At 70.9% G+C, this 20,891-nt stretch carries 23 protein-coding genes and 2 pseudogenes; 17 read left to right on the forward strand and 8 right to left on the reverse strand.

Annotated elements, in window-relative coordinates; genetic code table 11:
- The first annotated feature begins 18 nt into the window (after positions 1 to 18).
- Entirely contained in the window at positions 19 to 282 is a 264-nt protein-coding gene (locus ACZ7L5_RS03915; RefSeq protein ID WP_471514143.1) for a hypothetical protein, read from the forward strand.
- Here ACZ7L5_RS03915 and ACZ7L5_RS03920 read toward each other — a convergent pair.
- The 8 genes from ACZ7L5_RS03920 to ACZ7L5_RS03955 all read right to left on the reverse strand — a co-directional run bounded on the left by ACZ7L5_RS03920 (position 257) and on the right by ACZ7L5_RS03955 (position 8,180).
- Positions 257 to 829, reverse strand: coding sequence for a hypothetical protein (locus ACZ7L5_RS03920; protein ID WP_471514145.1), 573 nt, complete (start codon positions 827 to 829; stop codon positions 257 to 259). The genes ACZ7L5_RS03915 and ACZ7L5_RS03920 overlap by 26 nt on opposite strands.
- Positions 830 to 843: 14 nt before the next feature.
- Positions 844 to 2,358: a VirB4 family type IV secretion system protein gene (locus ACZ7L5_RS03925; protein ID WP_471514147.1), complete on the reverse strand. Its 1,515-nt coding sequence runs from the start codon at positions 2,356 to 2,358 to the stop codon at positions 844 to 846.
- Between the two features lie 28 nt (positions 2,359 to 2,386).
- Positions 2,387 to 2,848 (reverse strand): DUF6238 family protein, encoded by a 462-nt coding sequence (locus tag ACZ7L5_RS03930; RefSeq protein ID WP_471514148.1) that lies wholly within the window; start codon positions 2,846 to 2,848, stop codon positions 2,387 to 2,389.
- A gap of 101 nt (positions 2,849 to 2,949) precedes the next feature.
- On the reverse strand, positions 2,950 to 4,422 hold the full coding sequence (locus ACZ7L5_RS03935) for an SCO6880 family protein (RefSeq protein ID WP_471514149.1): 1,473 nt from the start codon (positions 4,420 to 4,422) through the stop codon (positions 2,950 to 2,952).
- Positions 4,423 to 4,503: 81 nt separating this feature from the next.
- Positions 4,504 to 5,874: an SCO6881 family protein gene (locus tag ACZ7L5_RS03940; RefSeq protein ID WP_471514150.1), complete on the reverse strand. Its 1,371-nt coding sequence runs from the start codon at positions 5,872 to 5,874 to the stop codon at positions 4,504 to 4,506.
- A gap of 36 nt (positions 5,875 to 5,910) precedes the next feature.
- Entirely contained in the window at positions 5,911 to 6,603 is a 693-nt protein-coding gene (locus ACZ7L5_RS03945) for a hypothetical protein (protein ID WP_471514151.1), read from the reverse strand.
- Positions 6,603 to 6,917, reverse strand: coding sequence for a DUF6112 family protein (locus tag ACZ7L5_RS03950; RefSeq protein WP_011031268.1), 315 nt, complete (start codon positions 6,915 to 6,917; stop codon positions 6,603 to 6,605). Before ACZ7L5_RS03950 ends, ACZ7L5_RS03945 begins: the two co-directional genes overlap by 1 nt.
- A gap of 138 nt (positions 6,918 to 7,055) precedes the next feature.
- Positions 7,056 to 8,180: a C40 family peptidase gene (locus ACZ7L5_RS03955; protein ID WP_471514153.1), complete on the reverse strand. Its 1,125-nt coding sequence runs from the start codon at positions 8,178 to 8,180 to the stop codon at positions 7,056 to 7,058.
- 514 nt (positions 8,181 to 8,694) lie between these two features.
- Here ACZ7L5_RS03955 and ACZ7L5_RS03960 point away from each other — a divergent pair.
- The 16 genes and pseudogenes from ACZ7L5_RS03960 to ACZ7L5_RS04035 all read left to right on the forward strand — a co-directional run bounded on the left by ACZ7L5_RS03960 (position 8,695) and on the right by ACZ7L5_RS04035 (position 20,637).
- Positions 8,695 to 9,450, forward strand: a complete 756-nt coding sequence (locus tag ACZ7L5_RS03960) for a DNA-methyltransferase (RefSeq protein ID WP_471514155.1) — start codon at positions 8,695 to 8,697, stop codon at positions 9,448 to 9,450.
- 252 nt (positions 9,451 to 9,702) lie between these two features.
- A complete protein-coding gene (locus tag ACZ7L5_RS03965; RefSeq protein WP_471514512.1) occupies positions 9,703 to 10,245 on the forward strand; it encodes a DUF4913 domain-containing protein in 543 nt (180 codons plus the stop codon).
- A complete protein-coding gene (locus ACZ7L5_RS03970) occupies positions 10,242 to 10,727 on the forward strand; it encodes a hypothetical protein (RefSeq protein ID WP_471514156.1) in 486 nt (161 codons plus the stop codon). Before ACZ7L5_RS03965 ends, ACZ7L5_RS03970 begins: the two co-directional genes overlap by 4 nt.
- A 669-nt stretch (positions 10,728 to 11,396) precedes the next feature.
- Complete coding sequence (locus tag ACZ7L5_RS03975; protein ID WP_471514514.1) at positions 11,397 to 12,011, forward strand: hypothetical protein; 615 nt, start codon at positions 11,397 to 11,399, stop codon at positions 12,009 to 12,011.
- 147 nt (positions 12,012 to 12,158) lie between these two features.
- Positions 12,159 to 12,512 carry an SH3 domain-containing protein gene (locus ACZ7L5_RS03980; RefSeq protein WP_314220270.1) on the forward strand — a complete coding sequence of 118 codons (354 nt, stop codon included), beginning with the start codon at positions 12,159 to 12,161 and terminating at the stop codon, positions 12,510 to 12,512.
- Between the two features lie 95 nt (positions 12,513 to 12,607).
- Positions 12,608 to 13,090: a hypothetical protein gene (locus tag ACZ7L5_RS03985; protein ID WP_471514158.1), complete on the forward strand. Its 483-nt coding sequence runs from the start codon at positions 12,608 to 12,610 to the stop codon at positions 13,088 to 13,090.
- A pseudogene (locus ACZ7L5_RS03990) lies at positions 13,087 to 13,532 on the forward strand (hypothetical protein). The gene ACZ7L5_RS03985 and the pseudogene ACZ7L5_RS03990 overlap by 4 nt, the downstream one beginning before the upstream one ends.
- 10 nt (positions 13,533 to 13,542) lie before the next feature.
- Complete coding sequence (locus ACZ7L5_RS03995) at positions 13,543 to 13,956, forward strand: hypothetical protein (RefSeq protein ID WP_471514160.1); 414 nt, start codon at positions 13,543 to 13,545, stop codon at positions 13,954 to 13,956.
- Positions 13,957 to 13,998: 42 nt separating this feature from the next.
- Complete coding sequence (locus ACZ7L5_RS04000) at positions 13,999 to 14,841, forward strand: winged helix-turn-helix transcriptional regulator (protein WP_471514162.1); 843 nt, start codon at positions 13,999 to 14,001, stop codon at positions 14,839 to 14,841.
- Complete coding sequence (locus ACZ7L5_RS04005; protein WP_471514164.1) at positions 14,838 to 15,341, forward strand: regulator; 504 nt, start codon at positions 14,838 to 14,840, stop codon at positions 15,339 to 15,341. Before ACZ7L5_RS04000 ends, ACZ7L5_RS04005 begins: the two co-directional genes overlap by 4 nt.
- A complete protein-coding gene (locus ACZ7L5_RS04010) occupies positions 15,338 to 16,573 on the forward strand; it encodes an MFS transporter (protein ID WP_471514166.1) in 1,236 nt (411 codons plus the stop codon). The genes ACZ7L5_RS04005 and ACZ7L5_RS04010 overlap by 4 nt, the downstream gene beginning before the upstream one ends.
- A gap of 32 nt (positions 16,574 to 16,605) precedes the next feature.
- The gene (locus tag ACZ7L5_RS04015) at positions 16,606 to 16,908 is read left to right on the forward strand and encodes a hypothetical protein (protein ID WP_471514168.1); all 303 of its coding nucleotides are present in this window, start codon (positions 16,606 to 16,608) and stop codon (positions 16,906 to 16,908) included.
- A gap of 52 nt (positions 16,909 to 16,960) precedes the next feature.
- Positions 16,961 to 18,190: an ATP-grasp domain-containing protein gene (locus ACZ7L5_RS04020; RefSeq protein ID WP_246040960.1), complete on the forward strand. Its 1,230-nt coding sequence runs from the start codon at positions 16,961 to 16,963 to the stop codon at positions 18,188 to 18,190.
- A complete protein-coding gene (locus ACZ7L5_RS04025) occupies positions 18,187 to 19,059 on the forward strand; it encodes an SPDY domain-containing protein (protein WP_471514170.1) in 873 nt (290 codons plus the stop codon). The genes ACZ7L5_RS04020 and ACZ7L5_RS04025 overlap by 4 nt, the downstream gene beginning before the upstream one ends.
- 29 nt (positions 19,060 to 19,088) lie before the next feature.
- A pseudogene (locus ACZ7L5_RS04030) lies at positions 19,089 to 19,584 on the forward strand (hypothetical protein).
- Positions 19,585 to 19,617: 33 nt separating this feature from the next.
- Entirely contained in the window at positions 19,618 to 20,637 is a 1,020-nt protein-coding gene (locus ACZ7L5_RS04035) for a SpaA isopeptide-forming pilin-related protein (protein ID WP_471514172.1), read from the forward strand.
- The last annotated feature ends 254 nt before the right edge of the window (positions 20,638 to 20,891 follow it).

Below are 20,891 nucleotides of genomic sequence, written 5' to 3' on the forward strand. Positions count from 1 at the left end.
TCGGTGTGACGGAGGCGTTTGGCGAGCGAGGTCGGCTTCTGGCTTCGGGACCGGCCTGGAGTCGAGTTCGTACTCGTCGTAGGCGGCGATCAGGTCGTGTTCCAGCTGGGCTGCACGATCGGCGACTTGCGCCATGAGGTCGTCGTGCTCGGCCTGGTACTGCTGGTATTCGGCCCAGTCGGCGTCGCTGAAATGAGCGGGGCGGTTCAGAGCATTCCTTGGGATGTGGGTGGATCGGGCTTCGGGGCAGGCGCGGTCAGCGGTGGCGACCGCCCGGCCTAGTTGGCGGAGGCGCCGGCGGGCCTTCCTGACGGGTGAGCGTCGCGAGGAAGCGTTGGAAGCCGAGGTGGTCGTCGAGTTCCTTGGCCGCGTCACGAAGGGATTCCGAGGTGCGCCGCAGGAAGGCGCGGGCTGAGGCGTGGTCGATGACCATGCGATTCGCGAGGTAGTGCCGGTCGGTCGGGTTGGCAGACCGGGGCAGGGCAAGGGCACACTCCGCAGACTCGGTGAAGTGCGGGGCTGCGTGGCTCGACATGGTCGCCGCCGGGCCGAGATGCTTCAGAACGGTGCCGCCGGCGCGGGTGGTGTGGTGTGGGCTCCGGGCGAAGTTAGCAGTGAGCCGGAGGACATCGCGGGAGAGGTCCTGTGCGTCGGTGGCGTGCTGGAGCAGCGCGGTGTAGGAAGGCGTGGCCGGTACGTGTCCGTTCTCGTCCAGCAGCTCCCACTGCTGGGCAGCGTTGAGCAGTTCGTCCTTCATCGCATTGAGCGCGCCGATAAGCTGGAACACCTCGTCGCTCGGTATCAAGTCGCGTTGGAAGTCGGGCTTCACGGGCCTCTTGGTCCTCAGTGCATACGGGCGTCGGTGTCGAAGAGCGCCAGTTCATGGCTGTGCAGGAGGTGCTGAACGATGAAGCTCCGACCTGCGACTTTCCACAGGCCACGCCCTCGGTTGAGGTGCGCGATGGCGTCCATCTCGACGGAGGTCAGACCGAGCAGGGATGCCGCGGCGTGGAGCTGGTCGGTCTCCTGGCGGTAGATGATCCGGGTGCTGCAGTCGGCGAGGAGTCCCTCGGCCAGGGCCCGGCCTTGTGATCCGGCGTCGCCAGCGGTGAGCAGGTCGGACAGCCGGTGGATGACCATGAGGTTGGCGATGCCGAGGCCGCGGCTGAGCTTCCACTGGGCCTGCATGCGCTGGAGCAGGCCGACGTGCCGCATCAGGCGCCATGCCTCGTCGTACACGATCCAGCGCCGGCCGCCGCTGGGATCGGAGAGGGCGGATTCCATCCAGGCGCTCGCGCAGGTCATCGCCAGGACGAGGGCGGTGTCGTCCCCGGAGCCGCCCAGGCGGGACAGGTCGATGGTGAGCATCGGCGCGTTCGGATCGAATGCGACGGTGGAGGGGGCGTCGAACATGCCGGCCAGGTCGCCGTGGACCAGGCGCCGCATGGCGTGGGCCAGGTCTCGCGCTGCGTCGCCGAGTTGGCCCGACATCATCCCGGCGGCCTCGTCGAGCTCGCGGGGGTTGTTGAGGGCGGCGGCGACGTCGCCGAGGAGCGGGGTGCGGTGCGTGTCGGCGGCGCGGGTGACGACGGCGTCGAGGGCGACGTCCAGGGCGGTGTGCTCCATGGGCATCAGGTCCCGGCCCAGGATGGTGCGGGCGAGGGAGCTGAGCAGGAGCAGGCGCCGCTTGCGGATCTCGCCGACCCAGTCAGCCTCGGCCACGCTCTCCGGGCGCGGGGCCGCGTCCAGGGGGTTCAGGCGTCCGGGCAGTCCGGGACCGAGGGCGACGGACCGGCCGCCGAGGGCCTCGGCGACCGGCGTCCACTCGCCCTTCGGGTCGCACGGTACGTAGACGCGGTATCCGAAGGCGACTGACCGTAGCGCGAAGGACTTCGCGAGGGCGCTCTTGCCCTGGCCGATCACGCCGGCGAGCAGCAGGTTCGGGTTGGTGAATCCCTCGACTTTGCCGTACAGAGCGAACGGGTCGAAGACGAATGATGCTTCGGCGTGGACGTCGCGGCCGATGTAGATGCCCTCGGCGCCGAGTCCGCCTTCGGCGAGGAAGGGATAGGCGCCGGCCGCGACCGCGGTGGTCATGCGGTGGGCGGGCAGCTTCAGCCGGTTCCCGCGAGAGGAGGCGGGCCCGGGGCGTCCGCTCGGTGGGTAGAGCGGGGCGGGCATCTGGTGCTCGGCGGGCGTGCCTTCGCTCTGGTGGGCGCTGGCTTCGGCGCGGACTTTGGCGGTGGCCTCGGCGAGCTGGCGGCGGGCGGCCTTGCGGCTGGCGCGGTCGGTGCCGTGAGGGGTGAACAACGGGCTGGCGGACGCGCGGCGGGCGCGACGGGCGGGCCGGTGGCTCATCGGGGGCCCTCGATTCTGCGGGTGGTGCTCATCGCACGCAGGCCGTGGTGTGCGGCCGGAGGTCGGTGGGGGTGGTTTTGCGGCGGACTACGTGTCCGGCGGCGAGGTGGCGTTGGCAGATCGTCAGCACGGGCGGGCCCTCGGGGAGCCGCTCTGGATGGCAGGCGCTTGTCTCGGCGTCCGCCTGGGGTGTGCCGGGCAGCAGGTGGAAGGCGGCGTGGACTTCGCTGGTGGCCTGCCAGAGCCTGGTGTGGGCAGTGGCCAGGTGACGTCCGGCGACTGGGTGCGGGGGCCGGGTGTGGTCTGCGAGCCGGTCCAGAAGCTGGAGCAGAGCGGTGAGGTGGGCGTGCAGCACGTCAAGGTGCAGACGATCTCCGGGCTTGGGCGGGTCCGCGTCCGACGGCGCCAAGGTCCGTGCGTGGTGGCGGATGCCGGCGCTCGCGGCGCGGAGGTAGGGGTGCGCGTCGTCGGGGCGCGTAGGAGAGGTCAAAGGTGGTGGTCCTTCCTGCCGGTAGGCAGGGCAGTGAGGGGCGTCCCGTCGCGGGTGATCCGGAGTGCGGTGGGTCAGGGGTGCGCACGGGCGCGGCTGGTTCACAGGGCGGTGCGGGCGAGCGGCAGCGCGGTGAGGGCGAAGGCGTCGGGCTGCTGGTAGTTGAGCCGACGAAGGTCGACGCCGGAGGTGACGGCGTGGGTCTCGATCTGTGCGCAGGCGGCGTCCAGGAGGGCGTCGGTCTCGGCGGTGACGGTGACCAGGCCGGTCAGTGCGACGTCCGCGTGCCCGGCGATGAGCTGGCGTTCGCGGGTTTTGACGTCGGCGTACTCGACGGAGTCCTCTTCGGAATCGACCTGTCCGCGGCGGGCGCGCTCGTTGGCATCGGCGATGATCGCGGCCTTCTTGCGCTGGACGTCCCGCAGTGCGGACTCGAGCCCCTGCGGCACGTAGATGAGGGAGAGGCTGCGGCGCACGCCGGCCGTGAACATCAGCCCGTGCAGGAACCCGGCCCCCATCTCGGTCCTTGGCCAGTTCTCCACCCAGTACGTCGCGTGCCGGGCGCTGTCGGTGGCGAGGCGGTCGTACTCCTCGAACTGGACGACGGGCCCGGCAGCTGCGGGGTCGGCCTCGGCGCGGCCGGTCTCGGACCACTGCTGGAGCGCGGCGAGGGCCTTTGGGTCGTAGGCGGTGCGGATGACGGCGGCGATTTCCCGTGCGCTCAGCCAGCCGGTGACCTGGAGACCTGCGTTGCGGGCGGCCTGCGCGATGGACGCGGTGGTCTGCTGCATGACGGTGAACGCCCCGGGCAGCCCTCCGCCGGCCTGGTTGATCAGGCGCCGGGCGGCCTTGAGGTCGAGGGAGATGGCGAGGTAGGTCTCGTGCGGGGCGGCGGCAGGGCCGGCAGAGGAGACCAGCTCGGAGTAGATCTGTCCGGCGACGGGGGTCTGGGGCTGCCCGTTGTGGGTCCAGTGGCGGCTGAGGGTGTCGCCCGAGTCGGGGACGGTGCGTTCCAGCACCTGCACGGTGGCGATGTGCCCGGTGCGGGCGATGCCCGCGAGCGCGCGTCCCCAGCTGCTCACGTTGTGGTTCTGGGTGGCGGGGTCGAGGAGGGCGAAGGCGCGGCTGGTGACGCGGGCGATGGCGGTCAGGGTCTGCTGGTGCGGGTCGTGGACGGCTGCGGCGCCGTTGGCGGAGTCGCCGGGGGTGACCACCTTGAGGGAAGCGGCGGTGCCGGGCAGATGGAGGACGCCGTCCTGCCGGGGCCGGGTGACGGGCCGAGCAAGCCAGAGGGTCTGGCCGGTGCGGCGACGGTGCGCATACCGGGTGACGATCGGCGCCCAGTCGATCAAGGAGCGGCCGTGCCGGCGGATCGCGACGAGTGCCCCGGATGCCGCCCACAGCGGTGCCAGGGCAACGGCGCCGAGCAGCCCGGTGGAGATCACCGTCATCAGCAGCAGGGCCAGCATGCAGGAGACGAGTACGAGTTGGGGCAGGGAGAGGCCGAGGAGGATGCCGCGGCGGCTCCGGTGCGGGAACTTCACCGTGACCGGGGCGACGGAAAGATCAGTCAAGGGGCGGGTCCTGGAGGCGCGGGTTGAACCCGGGGGCGGGAGGGCGCGTGCACATCCCGCCCCCGGGAGTCGGTCAGGGAATCAGAGGCCGGTCGGAGGCGGCGGGGGGCCGCTCGCCTCGCTGGACGGGGCGTTCTGCGTGCCGGAGGACGGCGGTGCCCCCTGCGGCGGCGGGGTTGTGGTCGGCGGAGTGGACTGCCATCCGCCGCTCTGCCCAGACGCGGCACTCGCGCCGGATCCGCCAGGCCCCGGGCTGCCGCCCACCTGGCCGCTGGTGTCGTCGGACACGCTCGTCGGCGCGGGCTGGACGGCCTTCTCCAAGCCAGACTTGACCGCGTCGCCGCCGGGCGAGGCACCCGTTCCGCCGCTCTGCGATCCCTCCTTGCCCTCGCCGCCTCCGCCGGTCGGGTTAGCAGCGACGTCGCCGGGGAACCCACCGCCGTCGGGGCCCTGCGGTGCGGCACCCGCGCCGGCGGCAGCGCCCCCGGTTCCGGCGGTGGCCGCAGCAGCGGCGGCCTTGCGGGCGGCCTTCTCGGCGTGCGCCTTCGCGATCTGCGCACCGGCGCCGCCGGCACGGTGGATGGACTCCCCGTCGGTCCCGTCGGCCGCCCAGTGCACGAACTTGAAGACCGCGTACGGACACAGCAGCACCAGGATCATGATCACGATGCCGGACATGACGTCGGCCAGAGCGGCGATGCCGTCCTTGGCCTCGGTTTTGCCCATGGCGGCGATGCCGATCACGAAGATCACGGTCATCAGCAGTTTGGAGACCACGAGGGTGGCGGTGGCTTCGATCCAGCCCTTGCGCCAGCGCCGGGCGACCTCCCAGCCGCCGCCGGCGGAGGCGAAGACGGCCAGCGTGACCATGACGAGGATGCCGACCTTGCGAACCATCATTACGCACCAGTAGAGGAAGGCGCCGATGGCTGCGCCGAGGCCGGCGACGACCGGGACGAGCCAGCCTAGCCCGGCCAGCGACGCAATCTGACTGACCTTCACGATGCGGCGCACGGCCGCCTCCATGTTCAGGTTCGCGGTCTTGAACAGGCCGTCGCTGACGGCGTCGACGACTTCGACGGCCACCGTGGTCAGGGCGATGGCGCAGAAGGCGAACAGGACGCCGCTCATGGTGCCGGTGAACGCTTGTGTCAGAGCTTGCCCGTCGCGCCGGATGGCGGCCCGGACCAGCTGTGCGCAGAACGTGGCGACCAGCAGGACCAGGCCCAGTGGCAGCAGCATCTCGTAGTTGTCACGGAACCATCCGGCGTTCAGATCCACCTTCGTGGTGGTGTCGACCGCCTCGGCGGCCAGGTTGGCCGCGGCGGCGGCCAGTTCACCGGCGGACTTCGCCATCCAGTCACCGATGGCCTTGCCGGGGTCCGAGGCGAAATCCACCGCGTCGCCGACCGTGCACAACTTGTCGGCCAGGGGGTAATCACAGAAGCCCACGGGGAGTTGCTCCTCCTTTCGTGTGTCAGGCGCGGGTCACTGCGTGACGCTCGGAGCGATGGCGGCCAGGGTGCAGTCGTGGTTCGGGCGGCACTGGACGGCGAGGGTCACGGCCCGTTCCTCGGCCCCTCCGCCGCCCTTCTTCCAACTGAGCGTCTGCTTGCCGTTGACGGTGACGACGTAGATGTACGCCTCGGTGATCGCGGACGGGTCCTCGGCCAGGGCCTGCTTGAACGCGCCGGGGTAGTGGCCCTCGGTGACGTGGGCGGTGGCGTGCTGGTCCTGGTCGGCCATCCGTGACCACAGCACCGGATCGGGCACCTGGCCGGAGACCGAGGCCCAGTCGGCGTACTTGGTCTCGGCGGTCATCCAGGCGCGCATGCCGGCGAGCTGTTGGTCGCGGCTGGTGTCACGGGTGTCGTAGGCCCACAGCATCTGGGCTGCTGCCTTGGCGTAGGCGACCGGCTCGGAGATCTGCAGCGGCTTGGGCACCGATCCGGATCCGGAGGAAGGCTTCGGGGCGCCCTCGGAGGAGGACAGGCTGCCGGTTGGGGCAGGCGCCGCGGTGCCCGGAGCCTGGTGGCTATTCCCGCCTCCGGTCAGCAGGGCGACGACCCCGGCGATGGCGAGCAGGACGGCGACGGCGGCGGCGACGATCGCGATGCGCCGGTTGGCCGACCACCCCGAGCCGTACGAGGACAGTGAGAGGGACGGGGATCGTGTCCGCATCAGTGGACCTGCGAGCCCAGGCCGGAGAAGAAGGCCACGATGCCGTTCGCGGCGCCCAGACCGAGGGCGGCGCCGGCGGCGACCACGGCGCCCTTCTTCCCGTTGGCCTCGGCCTGGTGGCCACCGGTGTGGTGGCCCCACGCCCAGACGCCGAGCGAGACGGCGAGGGCGCCAACGACGGCGATGATGCCGAACATGTTGATCGAGTTGACGACGTTCTTCAGCACGCTCAGGCCGGGTAGGCCACCGCCCTTGGGTGAAATTCCTGGGTCGTAGGCGAGCTGGATGACGCGGTCTGCGAGGGGGACGGACATAGGGGTGGTGGGGCTCCTTGCATACGCGGGCCCAGCGAGGGCCGGCGGGGAAGGCGAAAGCGGAGGGGGAGGTGCGCGAAGGGCATGGAAGTGGCCGCAAGGCCGGACCGCCCGGGGCGAAGCCGGGCGGGTGCGGCGTCAGAGGACGCGGCGGGTGGCGAGAATCGTCCAGTCCTTGATCGGGGTGATCCGAACCGGCTTGGTGGTGCGCGGCGCCTCGATCACGAGGCCCTCGCCCATGTACATGCCGACGTGCTCGGGCCGTGCGGCGGTGCCGCGGCTGAAGATCAGGTCACCGGGCTTGAGATGAGCGGGCGAGATCGCCTTGCCTTCGTTGACCTGCGTGTACGTGGTGCGGGTGAGCGTGATTCCGGCGTGGGCGTACGCCTGCTGCATCAGGCTGGAGCAGTCGCAGCGGCCCATGGGGTCAGGACCATGCGAGTTCGTGCAGGAGCCGCCCCACTGGTAGAGCGTCCCGAGCTGCTGCATCGCCCAGGTGATGGCCTTGCGCGCCTTCGGATCGGCGTCCTTGGGGATCGAGTAACCCTTCGGGACGCTCCCCTCGGGGATGCGGCCGAACCCGGAACCGTCCTGGCCCGGCGCGCAGCCGGTCGTGGCCGACTGCTTGTCCTGGTCCGTGTCCTTGGCGTCCGTGTCACCGCCGCCGGGGAAGGTCTTGGCGATGGCGCCCTGCAGCGCGGTGGCGAGCTTCTCCCACTGCGCGTAGGCGTCTGGCAGGCCGGACTTCTGCACGGCTTGGGCGGCCTGGGTGACGGTCATCTGCTGCCACCCGCTCACTTTGAGCAAGTGCTTGTAGAACTGCTCGCTCGCGTAGGTGGGGTCGCGGATCTGCTCGGCGCTGCCCCAGCCCTGGGAAGGGCGCTGCTGGAAGAGGCCGAGGGAGTCGCGGTCGCCGTAGGCGAGGTTGCGCAGTCGGCTCTCCTGCATCGCCGTGGCGAGCGCGATGATCTGTCCCTTCTTGGGGACGTCGAGGGAGAGGCCGGCGGCCACGATGGTCTGGGCGTTGGGGACCTGCTCGGCGGGCAGGTCCAGGCCCTCGACGTGCACGTCCTTGCCGGAGGCGCCGTCGAGAATCTTGGTGACCTGTTCGGTGACCTTGTCGCTGTCGATGTCGCTCAGGCAGCTGCTGAAGGAGCCGCTGCTCTGCACGGCGTCGGCCGAGGAGGCCAGCATCATGCCGGTGCCAGCGATCAGGATCGGGGAGAGGAAGACGACGCCGATGCCGGCGGCGAGCCCCTTCAATCCGAGCGGACCGCTCGCCGGTCAGCGGTTTCGGGCATGGGTGGGTAGCGAGACGTCATGAACGTGTCCTTGGGGGTGCGGTGTCCGGCATACCGCGTGCGCGAGGCGTCTCGGAAGGGCGCGGCAGCTGGGGTGGGCGATCGGGACGGGCCGGTGCGGGGCGAGTTGCCGCTCGCTCCGCGGGCCGGGCCGTGAGCTAGGTGTGCCGGGGCAAGGGGTACCTCCGTGAGGTGTGGCAGGGGAGTGGCCAGCGGCGGTGTGCGCCGGGCGGTTCAAAAACAGTAGGCGCGGATCGGCGGTTGACCAAAAATTCGGCGTGAGGTGCCGGAAACCGATACCTCGACAGGGCACTTCTTGGTCGTCGGCGGTTTCGCCTCTACAGTTTTTGGACTCCCCCTCGCCCTCCTCGGTCTGCGGCCCTGGGCTTCTGCATGCCCACTTCCGGCCCGCGAGGGCTCCTGCGCGAGGCGGCTATTTCCCTCCGCGTTTCCGCAACCCGAATCGGGGTTCCTCTTTGCCTTTTTCCCTTCACCAGGGCGACGCTCTGGCCGTTCTCTCCGGCCTTCCGGACGGCTGCGTCGACTCCGTCATCACCGACCCGCCGTACAACAGCGGAGGCCGGACCGCGAAGGAGCGCACCACGCGCTCCGCGAAGCAGAAGTACACCTCCGCCGACGCCAAGAACGACCTCGCCGACTTCACCGGCGAGAACATGGACCAGCGGTCCTACTCGTTCTGGCTGACGCAGATCATGACCGAAGCCCACCGCCTTGCCAAGACCGGCGGGACGGCCCTGCTGTTCACCGACTGGCGCCAGCTCCCGACGACGACGGACGCGATCCAGGCGGCCGGATGGCTGTGGCGCGGTGTCCTGGCCTGGCACAAGCCGCAGGCCAGGCCCCAGAAGGGCCGGTTCACCCAGAACTGCGAGTTCATCGTCTGGGCCAGCAAGGGGCCGATCGACGGCTCCCGCAACCCCGTCTACCTGCCTGGCATGTACTCGGCTTCGCAGCCCTCTGGCGCGAAGCGCCAGCACATCACGCAGAAGCCGGTCGAGGTGATGCGCGAGCTGGTCAAGATCAGCCCCGAGGGCGGCACGGTCCTCGACTTCTGCGCCGGCTCCGGCTCCACGGGCGTGGCCGCCCTGCTGGAAGGCCGGGACTTCATCGGCGTGGAGAAGACCGAGCACTACGCGTCGATCGCGGCGGACCGGCTCACGGAGACGATCCACGCAACCCTCACGCAGGACGACGTGGTTCTCACCGACTGAGCCGCGTCCTTGCCCGTCGCCAAGGCGACCAGCTCCCACCGCAGGCGTAGGCGAAATACACCGCCGGAGGAACGTGCAATCCGCCGGCGGCGCCGCGCGAGGGCGCCCCCGCACTTCCCTCATTCCACGTCTCGTAGGAGGCCGAACTTCTCAATGCCCGAATCCGCAAAACCTGCCGACGATGGAGAGTTGGAGCCGATTCGTATTCCGGATCCACAGCTGGAGGGAATCGAGGCGAGCGTGCGGCGGCTCATGGAGCAGTCGGCGCAACAGGCTCAGCAGCTCGACCACCTCGCGTCCGACCCGTCGCCGAGTGGATCACCGTTCGCCGCGTTCGGCATGCCGGGAATCGGCGGCCCGCCGGCCGCCGCTCCACCGGAGCCCCGCCCGATCCTGGAACTGGACGGAGAGGAACGCGAGGACGAACTCGACGCCCTGTCCGACTGGGTCGACGACTTCTTCCTCCCGGTCTACGGGGCGGAGGTCACCACCGCGGCGCCCTGGTGCCTGCAGTGGCAGGAGCACGACGACGTCGTGGCCTGGCTCCATGCCTTGTGGCTCGCCTACCAGCAGCACAAGGACCCCGAAGCCGGGCTCTCCGGTCTGTTCGTGTGGCACCGGGACTTCCTCACCCACGCCGTCGCGGCGATCCGCGCACCGGGCGGCCCGCTGTCGGCCTGCATGACCTCTCCCGACCGGCCCGCACACCGTCTCCTGCCGGGTCCGCCGCCGTCCGTGCGGACGGAGACGGCGGCCACGGCGGAAGCCGCTGACCAGGACGAGCCGGCGTCATGACCGCGGGACAGGGACAGCCCGCCTTCGGACTGAGCTTCGATCCGCGCGCGCTGACCGATCTTCTCCAGGCCCCCAGCGACGTACGCGACCTCACCCTTGCCTACCTGCAGGAAGTCGTGAACGCGCAGCGCTTCGGGCTGCGCCTCGACGGTGACCTGGAGGGCTGTCGAAAGCTGTTCGTGGACTCCCGCAAGGACTGGCGTGTCGTCTACGCCGTCCGGCCGGCGCCCGCGGAGTCCGCCCACCACAAGGAGATCCACGTCGTCGCTATCCGGCCACGTGCGGGCAACGACGTCTACGACGAGGTCGGCCGCCGTCTGGGCATGACTCGTCGGCCGCTGAGCGCCCGCACCCACGCGGCACGCTCCCGTTCCCCGCAACTGGCCGCCCGCGCGCCCGTGCCCCGGCCCGGTCCGCCGCCCACTGCGCCACCGGGTCTGCCCCGTCCCGCACCGAACCCCGCGCACCATCCCACCCGCTGAACGCACGGAGCGTCGCCTATGCCCCCTGAACCCGCGCCGACACCCTCCCGGCGTGCGGTCTCCCCGCTCGACCTTCGCCTCGAAGCCGCCACCGGGCACGACATCGACACCCTGTGGGCCTACCGCGACCGCGGCGTCCTCGACGAGCAGCACGCCCAACTGGTGGACCGGCACCGGAAGCTGGCCAAGACCCAGACTGGCGTCATCTTCCATCTGCGCCTCCTCAACCGCCTGTCCAGCGGCGAGTTCGACGTCGACGGCGCTCTGTTCACGCGTATCGACCGCACCGTGGACCAGTTGGAAGAGGCTGCCGACGCGCGGGACGCCGCTGCCCGGGATGTGCTCGCCGCCCTGGAGCCCATCGAAGCCGCAGCAGCGCCCGTCGCGCAGCAGCTCTCGACGGACGACCAGGCGGCGCTGCTCGCCATCGCCGACGGCGCCAAGCTCTACGAACACCTGCTGACCGGCCGGATGTCCGTCACAGCCGCCTCCGGCACCCGCATCCCCCACACCAAGCTACGGCGGCTGGAGGCCGCCGGCCTGGTCGCCCGGGACACCGGCCACCCCGTACACGCCGGCCAGCCGGTCGCGCTCACCGACGCCGGAAGAGCCGCGCTGTTCGCCGCCCGCCGGGCCGACTTCTACCGCAAGGTCGGCGTCCACGAGGACATGCTCGTCCCCCTCGCCGAACATCACGACGGTCCGCACAGCTACTACGTCCTGTTCGACCGCACCGCGACCTGGGGACACCCCGGCCTGCCCCAGGTGCTCGCCGTGCATCTGCAACGGGACCACGAGAAGCGGACGTTCAGCTTCGAGAAGGCCCCGCTGCCGCTGCCCGCGATGGCGCAGTCCTGGCTCATCCACCGCGGCTGCCCGCACGATGCCATCGGCCTCGACCCCGAGCTGGGCCCGCCGCCGGCTGACGAGGCCACGCGAGCACTGGAGCGACGCCTCGCCGACGACGGCGACCACTACGCCATGGGCTACTCCTACACCAGCGACGACCCCGACGACATGGTCGTGGTCGTGGCCCTGCGCGCTCTTGACGAGCGCGCCCCGTCGCCGTTCCGCGTCGTGGTCGAAGAGGTCGACACCGAGACGTGGACGCACACCCTGCGCGAGGGCGGCTTCGACACGGTGGGCGAGGCCCTGCAGTGGTGCGACGACCGGCTCACTGGCGAGGCCGGCCCTCTCCCGCCGGTCCGCCCGGCAGCCGCCGCCAGCCGTCCGGCCGGTGTGGCGAAGGCCCCTGCTCCGCGCCCGCCCGGCCGTTCGCGCTGAGCGCTCAGCCCGACGCGGGCGGCGCAACATAGCCGACGATCGCCGGTTAGCCAAACCGGCGATTCTCCGGACTCTTATACAGCCGCCGGGACAACCCCGCGGCGCCCTTCCCTACATTCCCCACGCCTTCACGGAGGTTTCTTCCGCATGCGCTCCACCCGAATTGCCATATCCGCCGCGATGCTCGGCGCACTCGCTCTGCCGGTGCTGTCCGCCACCACCGCCAACGCGGCACCGACCACCGCCTCCGCCTCCGCTCTCCCCGCGAGCAACTGCTCGTCCCTCCCGCCGCTGCCGTACGCAGTGCACGCCAAGGCCGTGACCATCCGGTCCAAGGCCAGCTCGAAGTCCACGGCGCTCGGCGTGCTCTACAAGAGCCACAAGTTCACCGTCTCCAAGAAGAGCGGCAACTGGGTCTACATCACGGACAAGACGACCGGCGTGAAGGGCTGGGTCTCCGGCACGTACGTGTACCGCGACGTCCGTATGTGCCTGGACTGACCGGACTTCAGCACGTCCCGGCAAGCGGCTGATCGCCCAGTACGGGGCCCCTCACATTCCCTACGCATCGGCCTATCCAGAACAGGAGATCCCCCTTGTCCGACGGCATGTCCGAGGATTCTGCGGATGTCGTGGGCGTGCTCACCGAACGGATCGAAGCGCGCTTCGACATGGGCATGGACCAGTTGAAGGCCGCGGTCGCCGCCGCGCCGACCGCGAACCCTGACGCCACCGACGTCGTCAAGTGGCACGGCCTTCTCGTTGAGGCCCAGTCCGTGCTGGAGCGCGCGGAGGACGACCTCCTCGCTGCACTGCATACCCAGCCCAGCGAGGTCGACGACCCGACGATGGGCCTCGCCCACCGGGTGAACGCGGCCGTCACCGCCCGCGACGGCCGGGCCCTGGTCGTGCGATGGCTCCTCGACCCGGACGCCCCAGGGAAGAAGGACCTCGCCGCAGAGCGCCTCGCCCGTCTTCGGCCCCGCACCGGGCCGGCGGTGCAGACCAGCTCCCCCAACCGGCCTGCGAGTACAGCCGCACCGGCGACGGCGTGGCGGTCGACGAGGGCCGCCCGATGAGCCGGGACAAGGCCAGCACCATGGACGGCGACCTGCAGAAGGTCTTCGGGAAGCCGGTACCCGAGCTGTACGAGGCGGCTGCCGGCCACGATGCCTCGCCAGCGTTCGCCCGTGCCCTGGAGCTGCGGTCCTTCCTGGCGCTCACCGAGGAGCAGGTCGCCCGTGTCCGCGACTGCGTATACGCCGACATGGATCTCCCGACCGCGACATGAGCGAACTGTCGGCCGACAGGCTCCGCTTCGACGCGCAGTGGCTGGACGCGGCACTGGAGGCCCGCGACGGCTACCGCGCCGCCCTCGGCGAGCTGCTGCGCACCATGCCCCCGCCTGCGCAGCAGGCCCGGCCCGTCCGCACGGCACCGCTCAGCGCCACCGCAACCCTGCCCCCGTCCGCTGCCCCGGCACCCCCGCGTGCCGGGGCGGCCCGGGCCCGCCGACCGTGAAAGCCCTCGATTGCCCCACCCCACGTCCACCGACATAGCCGGACGGATCGAGGACCTGTACGGCGCACCGCTCGCCGACCTCGAAGCCCACGCCCAGGCCCAGCCGCCCGGCATGCTCTCCGCCCTGCTCGGCATGCACGACGATCTCGCCCTCGCCGAGCGCAGCATCGACTTCCACCGCGACCACCTCGCCCGGCTCATCCACCCCGAGCGGCAGATCGGCCCGCACGAGGTCTCCCACCTCCTCGACGGTGCACGCCGCCTCGCCGAAGCCGTCGCCGTCCGCGAGGTCCAGGCCAAATCGGTCGCCGCCGTCCTGCAAAGCCTGGCCCGCATCCCGGCCCCGACGCTGGCCCCGCCGACTCCCTCGCCGCCTGCTCCAGCTCCGCCTCTTGCGGCGCAGAGCCCGGCGCACAGCCGCTGACCCGCAGACCATCCCCCTTTCGTTCACCCAGGAGTTCCTCCCTTGGCCATCACCGCTCTGCCCCGTGACACCGACGCCGACATCGCCCGGGTCACCGAGGCCCTGGCCATGATCACCCCGCGCTGGAACGTGAGGATCCTCCTGGCCCTCTCCGGCCCGCCGCAGCGCTACAGCGAGCTGGCGGCCAAGGTGTCCTGGCTGCAGAACAGCCAGCTCCACCCCAAGCTCAAGGCGCTGTGCGACGCCGGACTCGTCGAACGCACCGAACACACCTCACGGCACGTGACCGATGGCCACACCAACCGTGGTGTTGCCCTGCTGCCGGTCCTGCCGATGATCGTCACCTGGGCCGAGGAACACTTGGAGAAGGCGGACCGCCCGCTGCCCGCGATCGAGCAGATCGAGGACAGCCTCACCCTGCTTACCCGGCGTCACGCCGCCGCCATCCTGTGGGTGCTCAAGTCCCGCCAGGAGGTCAGCGGGCGAGCCCTGGCCCGGATCGTGATGCCCAGCAGCGACTGGACCAACATCTATCCGCCGCTGCGGCAGCTGGTCGCCGACGGTCTCGTCGACACCAAGGGCACCGGCCGGCCCTACCGGCTCTCCGCAGCAGGCGACGGCCTGAGCCCCGTTCTCGGCACCCTGTCCGCATGGTCCGCCGGGCAGTCCCTCGACCAGGCGTCCCAACACCCGGTCTGGGGGAACCCGCAGGCGAAGCCCGCGCAGAGGCCGTGGGTCAGCAGCCAGTCACGACCGGCCCCCGCGGCGCTCCCACGCGCTCGGACGCCCCAGTCCTCTCCGGCGTGGCACAACCGCGATCTCTTCTCGCACGCCACGATCGCCCGCCCGAAGGCAGCCATCCCGGCGGGAGGCCCGCGCCGATGAGCATCCTCTACAGCTCTGCCGAAGTGCACCGCGCTGTCGAACTGCTCGCCTCACGCCCCCTGGTCCGCCTGGTCACCGAGATCGACGACAACGGCGCCATACCGCCGCGACGGCTGCCCGGCGTCCTGCCCGACCTCTCCACGCACCAATTGCGGAGCGCTTCGGACACGGCCCATGCCCACGGTCTCGTCCGGGTCGCGCCCGGCGCCGGTCTGGAACTGACCGACGCCGGGATGGAGTTGGCAGATCTGTACGACGTGATGGCCCGCTGGGCCCGGCGTCACGCCGCCCCGGCCCCCGCCTGCGAGTTCAGCAGCCGTATCCGGCACGTCCTCGACCTGTTGGCACCATCGCTCACCGCCGAGCGAGCCGATGCTCCCTCCCCGCTGATCGGCGACGGAGCCGAGGCGGGGCTGACTCGTCCCCGCACGCTCCTGATCCAGTGGCTGGCCGACAACCCCCAGGTGGCCAGGGTGTCTGAGCCTGAGCCGGTCGCGTGAACGCAGCGGTCACACCCCGGCACGCACGCAACACGGGCGGGCTGATGCGCAGCATCTACCTGCCGCGCACGGCGGACGCGTTGGCGTTCGCGATGTCCACCTACGGCATCCCGCTGCTCGTCCTGGCCACGACGCGATCCGCCGCGCTGACGGGCGCCGCCTTCGCCCTGGAGTGGATCCCGCGGCTTGCTGCGTTTGGGTGGGCCGGATCGGTCGTTGACCGGCGCGGTGCCGCGGTGGTCTTCCACCTGGCCTCCCTGGGGAGGGCGCTGGCTCTCGCCGCTGGCGCGGTCCTGCTCCATCTCCACCCGTCCGGCACCGTGGCGAGCGCGACCGTGATGGTGCTGGCGGCGACGACCGGCGTGCTCACCGAGTTCAGCTATATCGCGGCCGAGACCGCGGGTGCCGCCGCCGGACGCCGAGCAGGACGGCGGGCCCACCGTGTCCAGGCTGTCCTATTCGGCATCGACCAGACGGCGACCCTGGCCGGTCCGGCGCTCGCCGGAGTGCTCTTGCTTGCCGGGCCGCCGTCGATGCTCGCGGTGATCACCATGCTCTCGCTGCTTGCCGCGCTGCTCGCCCTGCGCACCCCGCCCTCGCCCGTGGCACCGGCCCGTGTGCCGAAGGGGCAGTCCGGCGCCGGACTGCTCACCGGGTGGCGCACCATCCGCTCGCTGCCCGCGCTCGGCTGGCTCGTGACCGGGCTGACCTTGTCCAACCTGGCCACCGGCCTTCTCCAAGCGGCCGGCCCCGTGATCGTCGTCAAGCATTTCGGGCAGTCCACCACCGCTGTCGGCCTGGTCTGGTCCGCCGCTGCCGCAGCGACGCTCCTCAGCGTCACGCTCTGCCGGTTCGCGCTCGACCGCCTCGGCCTGTGGCCGGTTGGCGCCGCCTGCGCCGCCGTCTCCTCGCTCGGCTGTCTCGCCGCTGCCCAGGCCCCCGACTACCGGTCCTACCTCGTCTTGGTCGCGGTCCTCATGGCGGGCGATGGCGGCATGACGGTCGTCCTGCGCACCCTGCGCTCCCGTCTGATCCCTCCGGAGAAGTTCGGCAGCACGCTGTCGGCGACCATCCTCATCCTCCTGCTGCCCTTCCCCGTCGCCGGCGTGCTCACCGCGCTCACTCCGCCCGATGCGCTGGGCCACGTCATCACCGTCTGCGCCGCGCTGCAGGCCCTCGGTCTGTTCTGCGCCTTCGCCCGCCTGCGAACCGATCCCGCCCTGCGCACCTGACCTTGTTGCGTCCCCAGCCTGTGGAGAACTTCATGTCCATTGCCGCCCTTGGATCGCACCGCACGACTGGTCGCACCATCACCGAGCAGTTCCACGCCTTCGACGCCCACAACCCGCACGTCTACCGGGCCCTGGAACGCATGGCCGCTCGCCGCCTGGCCGTCGGCGCAACCCGAGTCAGCTTGAAGGACCTGTTCGAGGACCTGCGCTGCCAGCTCCCTCATGGGGTCGCCGGGCTGAACAACAACTACACCGCCCTCTACGCCCGCCGCCTGATCAGCGAACACCCTCACTGGGCTGCGGCGTTCGAACTGCGCCGCCGCCGTGCCGCCTGAGACGCCCCTCTCTTCCCTCGTGCCGCCGTCCACCGATACGGAGAACCCCTTCTTGTCCGCTCGTCCTCTCGTGCTCGTCGTTTCTCCTGGCGACGAGACCTACCGCGGCTACTGCCTGGAGCAGGTGGCCGCCGCGTACGACGTCGTCCTGCTCACCGGCACCGAGCCGTCGTGGGAGAAGCCGTTCATCGTCGACCACACCGTGGTCGATCTGAGCGACCCTGCAGCGCTGCTCGCCGGCGGCCGGGCGCTGGCCGAGCACCATGACCTTGCCGGCGTGGTCACCTGGGACGAGTGGCACCTCGTCCCCACCGCCCGTCTCGCCCGCGCGCTCGGTCTGTCCTCGACGTCCGTCGAGGTGATGCGGGCCTGTCGCAACAAGGCCACCGCTCGGGCTCTGTTCGCCCGCCATGGCGTGCCCTCGGCCGCCTCGATAAGGGCGCGGACTCTACTGGAGGCCGGCCTGGCGACGATGACCCTCGGCCTGCCGGCGGTCATCAAGCCCGCGGCCTTCGCGGGCAGCATCGGCGTGATCCGCGTCGACCGGCCCGAAGAACTGCCCGCCGCGTTCGCGTTCGCCTCGGCCGGAGCGAGCCGCAGTCGCGAGGACACCGGCGTCCTGGTCGAGGAGTACCTCGACGGGCCGGAATTCTCGGTCGAATGCGTCACCCACCGCGGAGCGACCACGGCGGTCGCCGTGACCCGCAAGCACCTGGGCCCCGCGCCGTACTTCGACGAGGCCGGGCACACCGTCGATGCCGCCGACCCACTCCTGGCCCAGGTCGCCCCGGCCGCCGCTGCCGCGGTCAAGGCCCTGGGGATCACCGACGGTGTGCAGCACGTCGAGCTGCGCCTGGTGGACGGTCGGCCGCGGTTGATCGAGGTCAATGCCAGGATCGGCGGCGACATGATCGGCCACCTTGTCCGTCTGGCCACCGGCATAGACCTGCCCCGGGCCGCCGCCGACCTCGCCTGCGGCCGAGCGCCGGACCTCACCCCGACCCGCAGCGGGGCCGCGGGCATCCGCATGCTCTACCCGGATACCTCCGGCACCCTGACCGCCCGGCACATCAACCAGCCCTTCGCCGCCCACACCCCCTGGCTGCGCCAAGTGCACTGGATCCGCGAGATCGGCGACGAGCTCGTCCTGTCGCCCGACGGCGACCTGTTCACCGCCAGGGCCGGGTTCTACATCGTCACCGGCCGCACCACCGCCGAGGTCACCGAACGCCTCGACACCGCCGCCGACGAGATCACCGTCACCACGAGGGCAGACCGATGAACCCACAGCCCGATTCGCACCACGAGATCGACGGCGACGTCTACGTCTCCCCGCGCCACCTCGCCTCCACCACCGGAACCGGCGACCCCGCCCTCGCCCCGTTGCTCGACCTTGGCTGGGACCTGCGGTACGACGAGGACTCCAACGTGTACGTGAGCGCTCCCGACCGGCGCGTGCGCCTGGGCTACCTGCCCGAAGGCGAGGACGACGGGCTCTGGCGCATCAACGCCTACAAGGACTCCTTCGGACCGCCGGCGTGGGGCGTCTGCTTTAACGACCGCGTTCCCACCGAGTTTGTCCAGGCGTTCACCACCATGCTGGCCACGGCGTACGAGCAGGGGCCGGATGCTTACCTTGCCCGGCCGGTCTCTGGCATCGACGAGCACGATCCCTTCCTCGCGGTCGTGCCGCTTCTGAAGCAGGGCTGGGAGATCGACCGTCCGCGCTGGGGCGTCTTCGCGGTCCAGGCCCCGGACGGGCTCGCCGGCATGGAGTTCACCACCGGCGACCTCGATCCGGAAACCGAACTGACCACGCGCGACGCGCGCTGGCAGCTGTGGGCGGGCAAGTCCATCGACCGGCCCGTCTGGTACGCCACGGCCAGCACCGACACCCCGGTCGCCCTGCTCACCGCCGTCACCGAGTGCGTCGCCGATCCGGCTCCCCTGACCCGGTGGCGCGAGGTGACCTCCAGCTACATCAAGGGGATGGCCCAGCTCACCCCGATCCTCCCGCCGGGCCCGCCGGCTCCCACTCCGCTCGACGTGCAGCGGGCTGTCTCCTCCCGCCGTCCGGCTGCGCTGCCCGCGGCCAGCGTCCCGCGCTGGAGCACCACCAGCCGACCGGCCCTGCCCGGCCCGCGCCTGTAGGACCAGCCAGATCTCGACCGGAGCCTCTCTTGTCCCTGCAAGCCGCCGAGTTCTTCGCCGAGCTGTGCCTTCCCTTCCACGACCACACCGTTGTTGGCAACACCTACTTCGCTGTCCCGATCCCCGATCCCCGATGCACCGCTGCGGATGCGGATCGACTTCACCCGTACCATCCACGCGGACACCTACGGAGGGCTGCGTGTCGCCGTCGTTCACCCGGAACGCGGCGAGATCGACGCGGTGGCGCTCAGCTTCGTGGACCACGGGACCTTCCACCGCCGCGATGAAGCCACCACTACCCGGCCGAACACCAAGCAGTACGGCACATTCGACACCTATCACCGCCCCGGCCGCCCGCCGTGGGACGGGGCCGTCACCACCGGGCTGCGCGACGCCATCGAGCAGTACACCGCCGTCTGGTTCCCCGGCGCCTGGGCCGCGTCCAGGCCCAGGCGCTCGGCTGGCCGTACCCCGCGCAGCACTCCCACCCGGCCGGCTACCCCAGCCGTCGGCCGCACCGGCTGACCTCCCCCGACCGATCAAGGAGTCCTCTTCCCCGTGCACGCATGTCTCGTCCGATCCGCTGCTGCCGTCGTCGTCGCGGCCGGCACCCTGAGCTGGGCGCCGGCCGCGAGTGCCGAGCCCTCCGAACCGACCCCCTCGGCTTCCGCCGCTCCCGCCGCGAAACCGGCTTTGGACGCGGGCAGCGTCGAGATCACTACGAAGGACACGGCCGGAGACGCCTTGCCCGGCGCCGCGTTCCTGCTGCTGGACTCCGCCGGCCAGGAAGCCGCACGCGGACAGAGCGACGCCCAGGGGAGTCTGACCTTCCCCGACCTCGCGCCGGGCGTCTACCGGCTCAAGCAGATGGCTTCCGGCAGCCCGCTCCACGAGGTTGTCAGCGATCAGGACGTCATCGTCACTCCGAGCGCGACCACGCGGCTGACGATCACCGACCCGTTCAAGGCCGCCAAGGTCCTCCTGCAGGCCAAGGACGACAAGACCGGAAGCCTCCTGCCCGGCGCGACCGTGAACATCGGCACCGGCACCTCCACGCTGCTCACCCTGACTACCGGCACCAAGGGCGCCGCCTCCGGAGAACTGCCCGTGTCGAGCCGCAGGACGCAGTTCTGGGTCAAGGAGATCAAGACTCCTGCCGGCTACGACCTCTACAAGCCGACGAAGACGTTTACTGCAGGTCCCGGCGCCCCGGTGACGGTGACCGTCACCAACGCCAAGACGGCCACCGACCCGAAGCCTGACCCCTCCAGCAAGCCGACGCACACGCCCACCGATTCCCCGTCCAGTCCGGGCAAGCCGAACAGCGGTACCGCAGGTGCCACCCCCTCCGCCTCGGGCAGCGACGCACCGGAGCCCGACTCCTCACCCGTCGCCGCGACCTCGGTCAAGGACTCCACGCAGAAAACGCCGACGGGCTCCCTCGCCCACACTGGAGCCGACGCCACACCGTGGCTGGTCGGTGGCGCGGCCGTGCTGATCGCAGCAGGCGGAGGCGCTCTCGTCCTGGCACGCCGCAGCCGCACGGACAGCCTCACCGACGACTCCCCCGAGAGCTGACCCGCACTCCCCGTCCACGACTCAGAGCCCCCGGATTCCACAGCCTGGAATCAGGGGGCTCTGTCGTCCACGAACGCGCGCGGCCTCGTTACGAACTGGTCGGCCCCAGCGGGTACGCGGCCCCGACGGCCCGCCCCGCGCGGTCGAGGGCGTCCCCGTCGGGTCCATGACGTTCTACCGGGTGCACCTCGACCGAGGCCGCAACGCCTCCTGGGCCATGGAGGAGGAGCCCGAAGAACTGTACGAGACCGCCC

The sequence above is a fragment of the Streptomyces sp. NPDC107528 genome, from assembly GCF_055639295.1.

Bases quoted from the DNA above. Each gene is read 5' to 3' on its own strand.
- ACZ7L5_RS03925 (WP_471514147.1), bottom strand. From the start codon at position 2,358: ATGAGCCACCGGCCCGCCCGTCGCGCCCGCCGCGCGTCCGCCAGCCCG.
- ACZ7L5_RS03945 (WP_471514151.1), bottom strand. From the start codon at position 6,603: ATGCGGACACGATCCCCGTCCCTCTCACTGTCCTCGTACGGCTCGGGG.
- ACZ7L5_RS03950 (WP_011031268.1), bottom strand. From the start codon at position 6,917: ATGTCCGTCCCCCTCGCAGACCGCGTCATCCAGCTCGCCTACGACCCA.
- ACZ7L5_RS03965 (WP_471514512.1), top strand. From the start codon at position 9,703: ATGGAGCAGTCGGCGCAACAGGCTCAGCAGCTCGACCACCTCGCGTCC.
- ACZ7L5_RS03970 (WP_471514156.1), top strand. From the start codon at position 10,242: ATGACCGCGGGACAGGGACAGCCCGCCTTCGGACTGAGCTTCGATCCG.
- ACZ7L5_RS03975 (WP_471514514.1), top strand. From the start codon at position 11,397: ATGCTCGTCCCCCTCGCCGAACATCACGACGGTCCGCACAGCTACTAC.
- ACZ7L5_RS03980 (WP_314220270.1), top strand. From the start codon at position 12,159: ATGCGCTCCACCCGAATTGCCATATCCGCCGCGATGCTCGGCGCACTC.
- ACZ7L5_RS04005 (WP_471514164.1), top strand. From the start codon at position 14,838: ATGAGCATCCTCTACAGCTCTGCCGAAGTGCACCGCGCTGTCGAACTG.
- ACZ7L5_RS04015 (WP_471514168.1), top strand. From the start codon at position 16,606: ATGTCCATTGCCGCCCTTGGATCGCACCGCACGACTGGTCGCACCATC.
- ACZ7L5_RS04025 (WP_471514170.1), top strand. From the start codon at position 18,187: ATGAACCCACAGCCCGATTCGCACCACGAGATCGACGGCGACGTCTAC.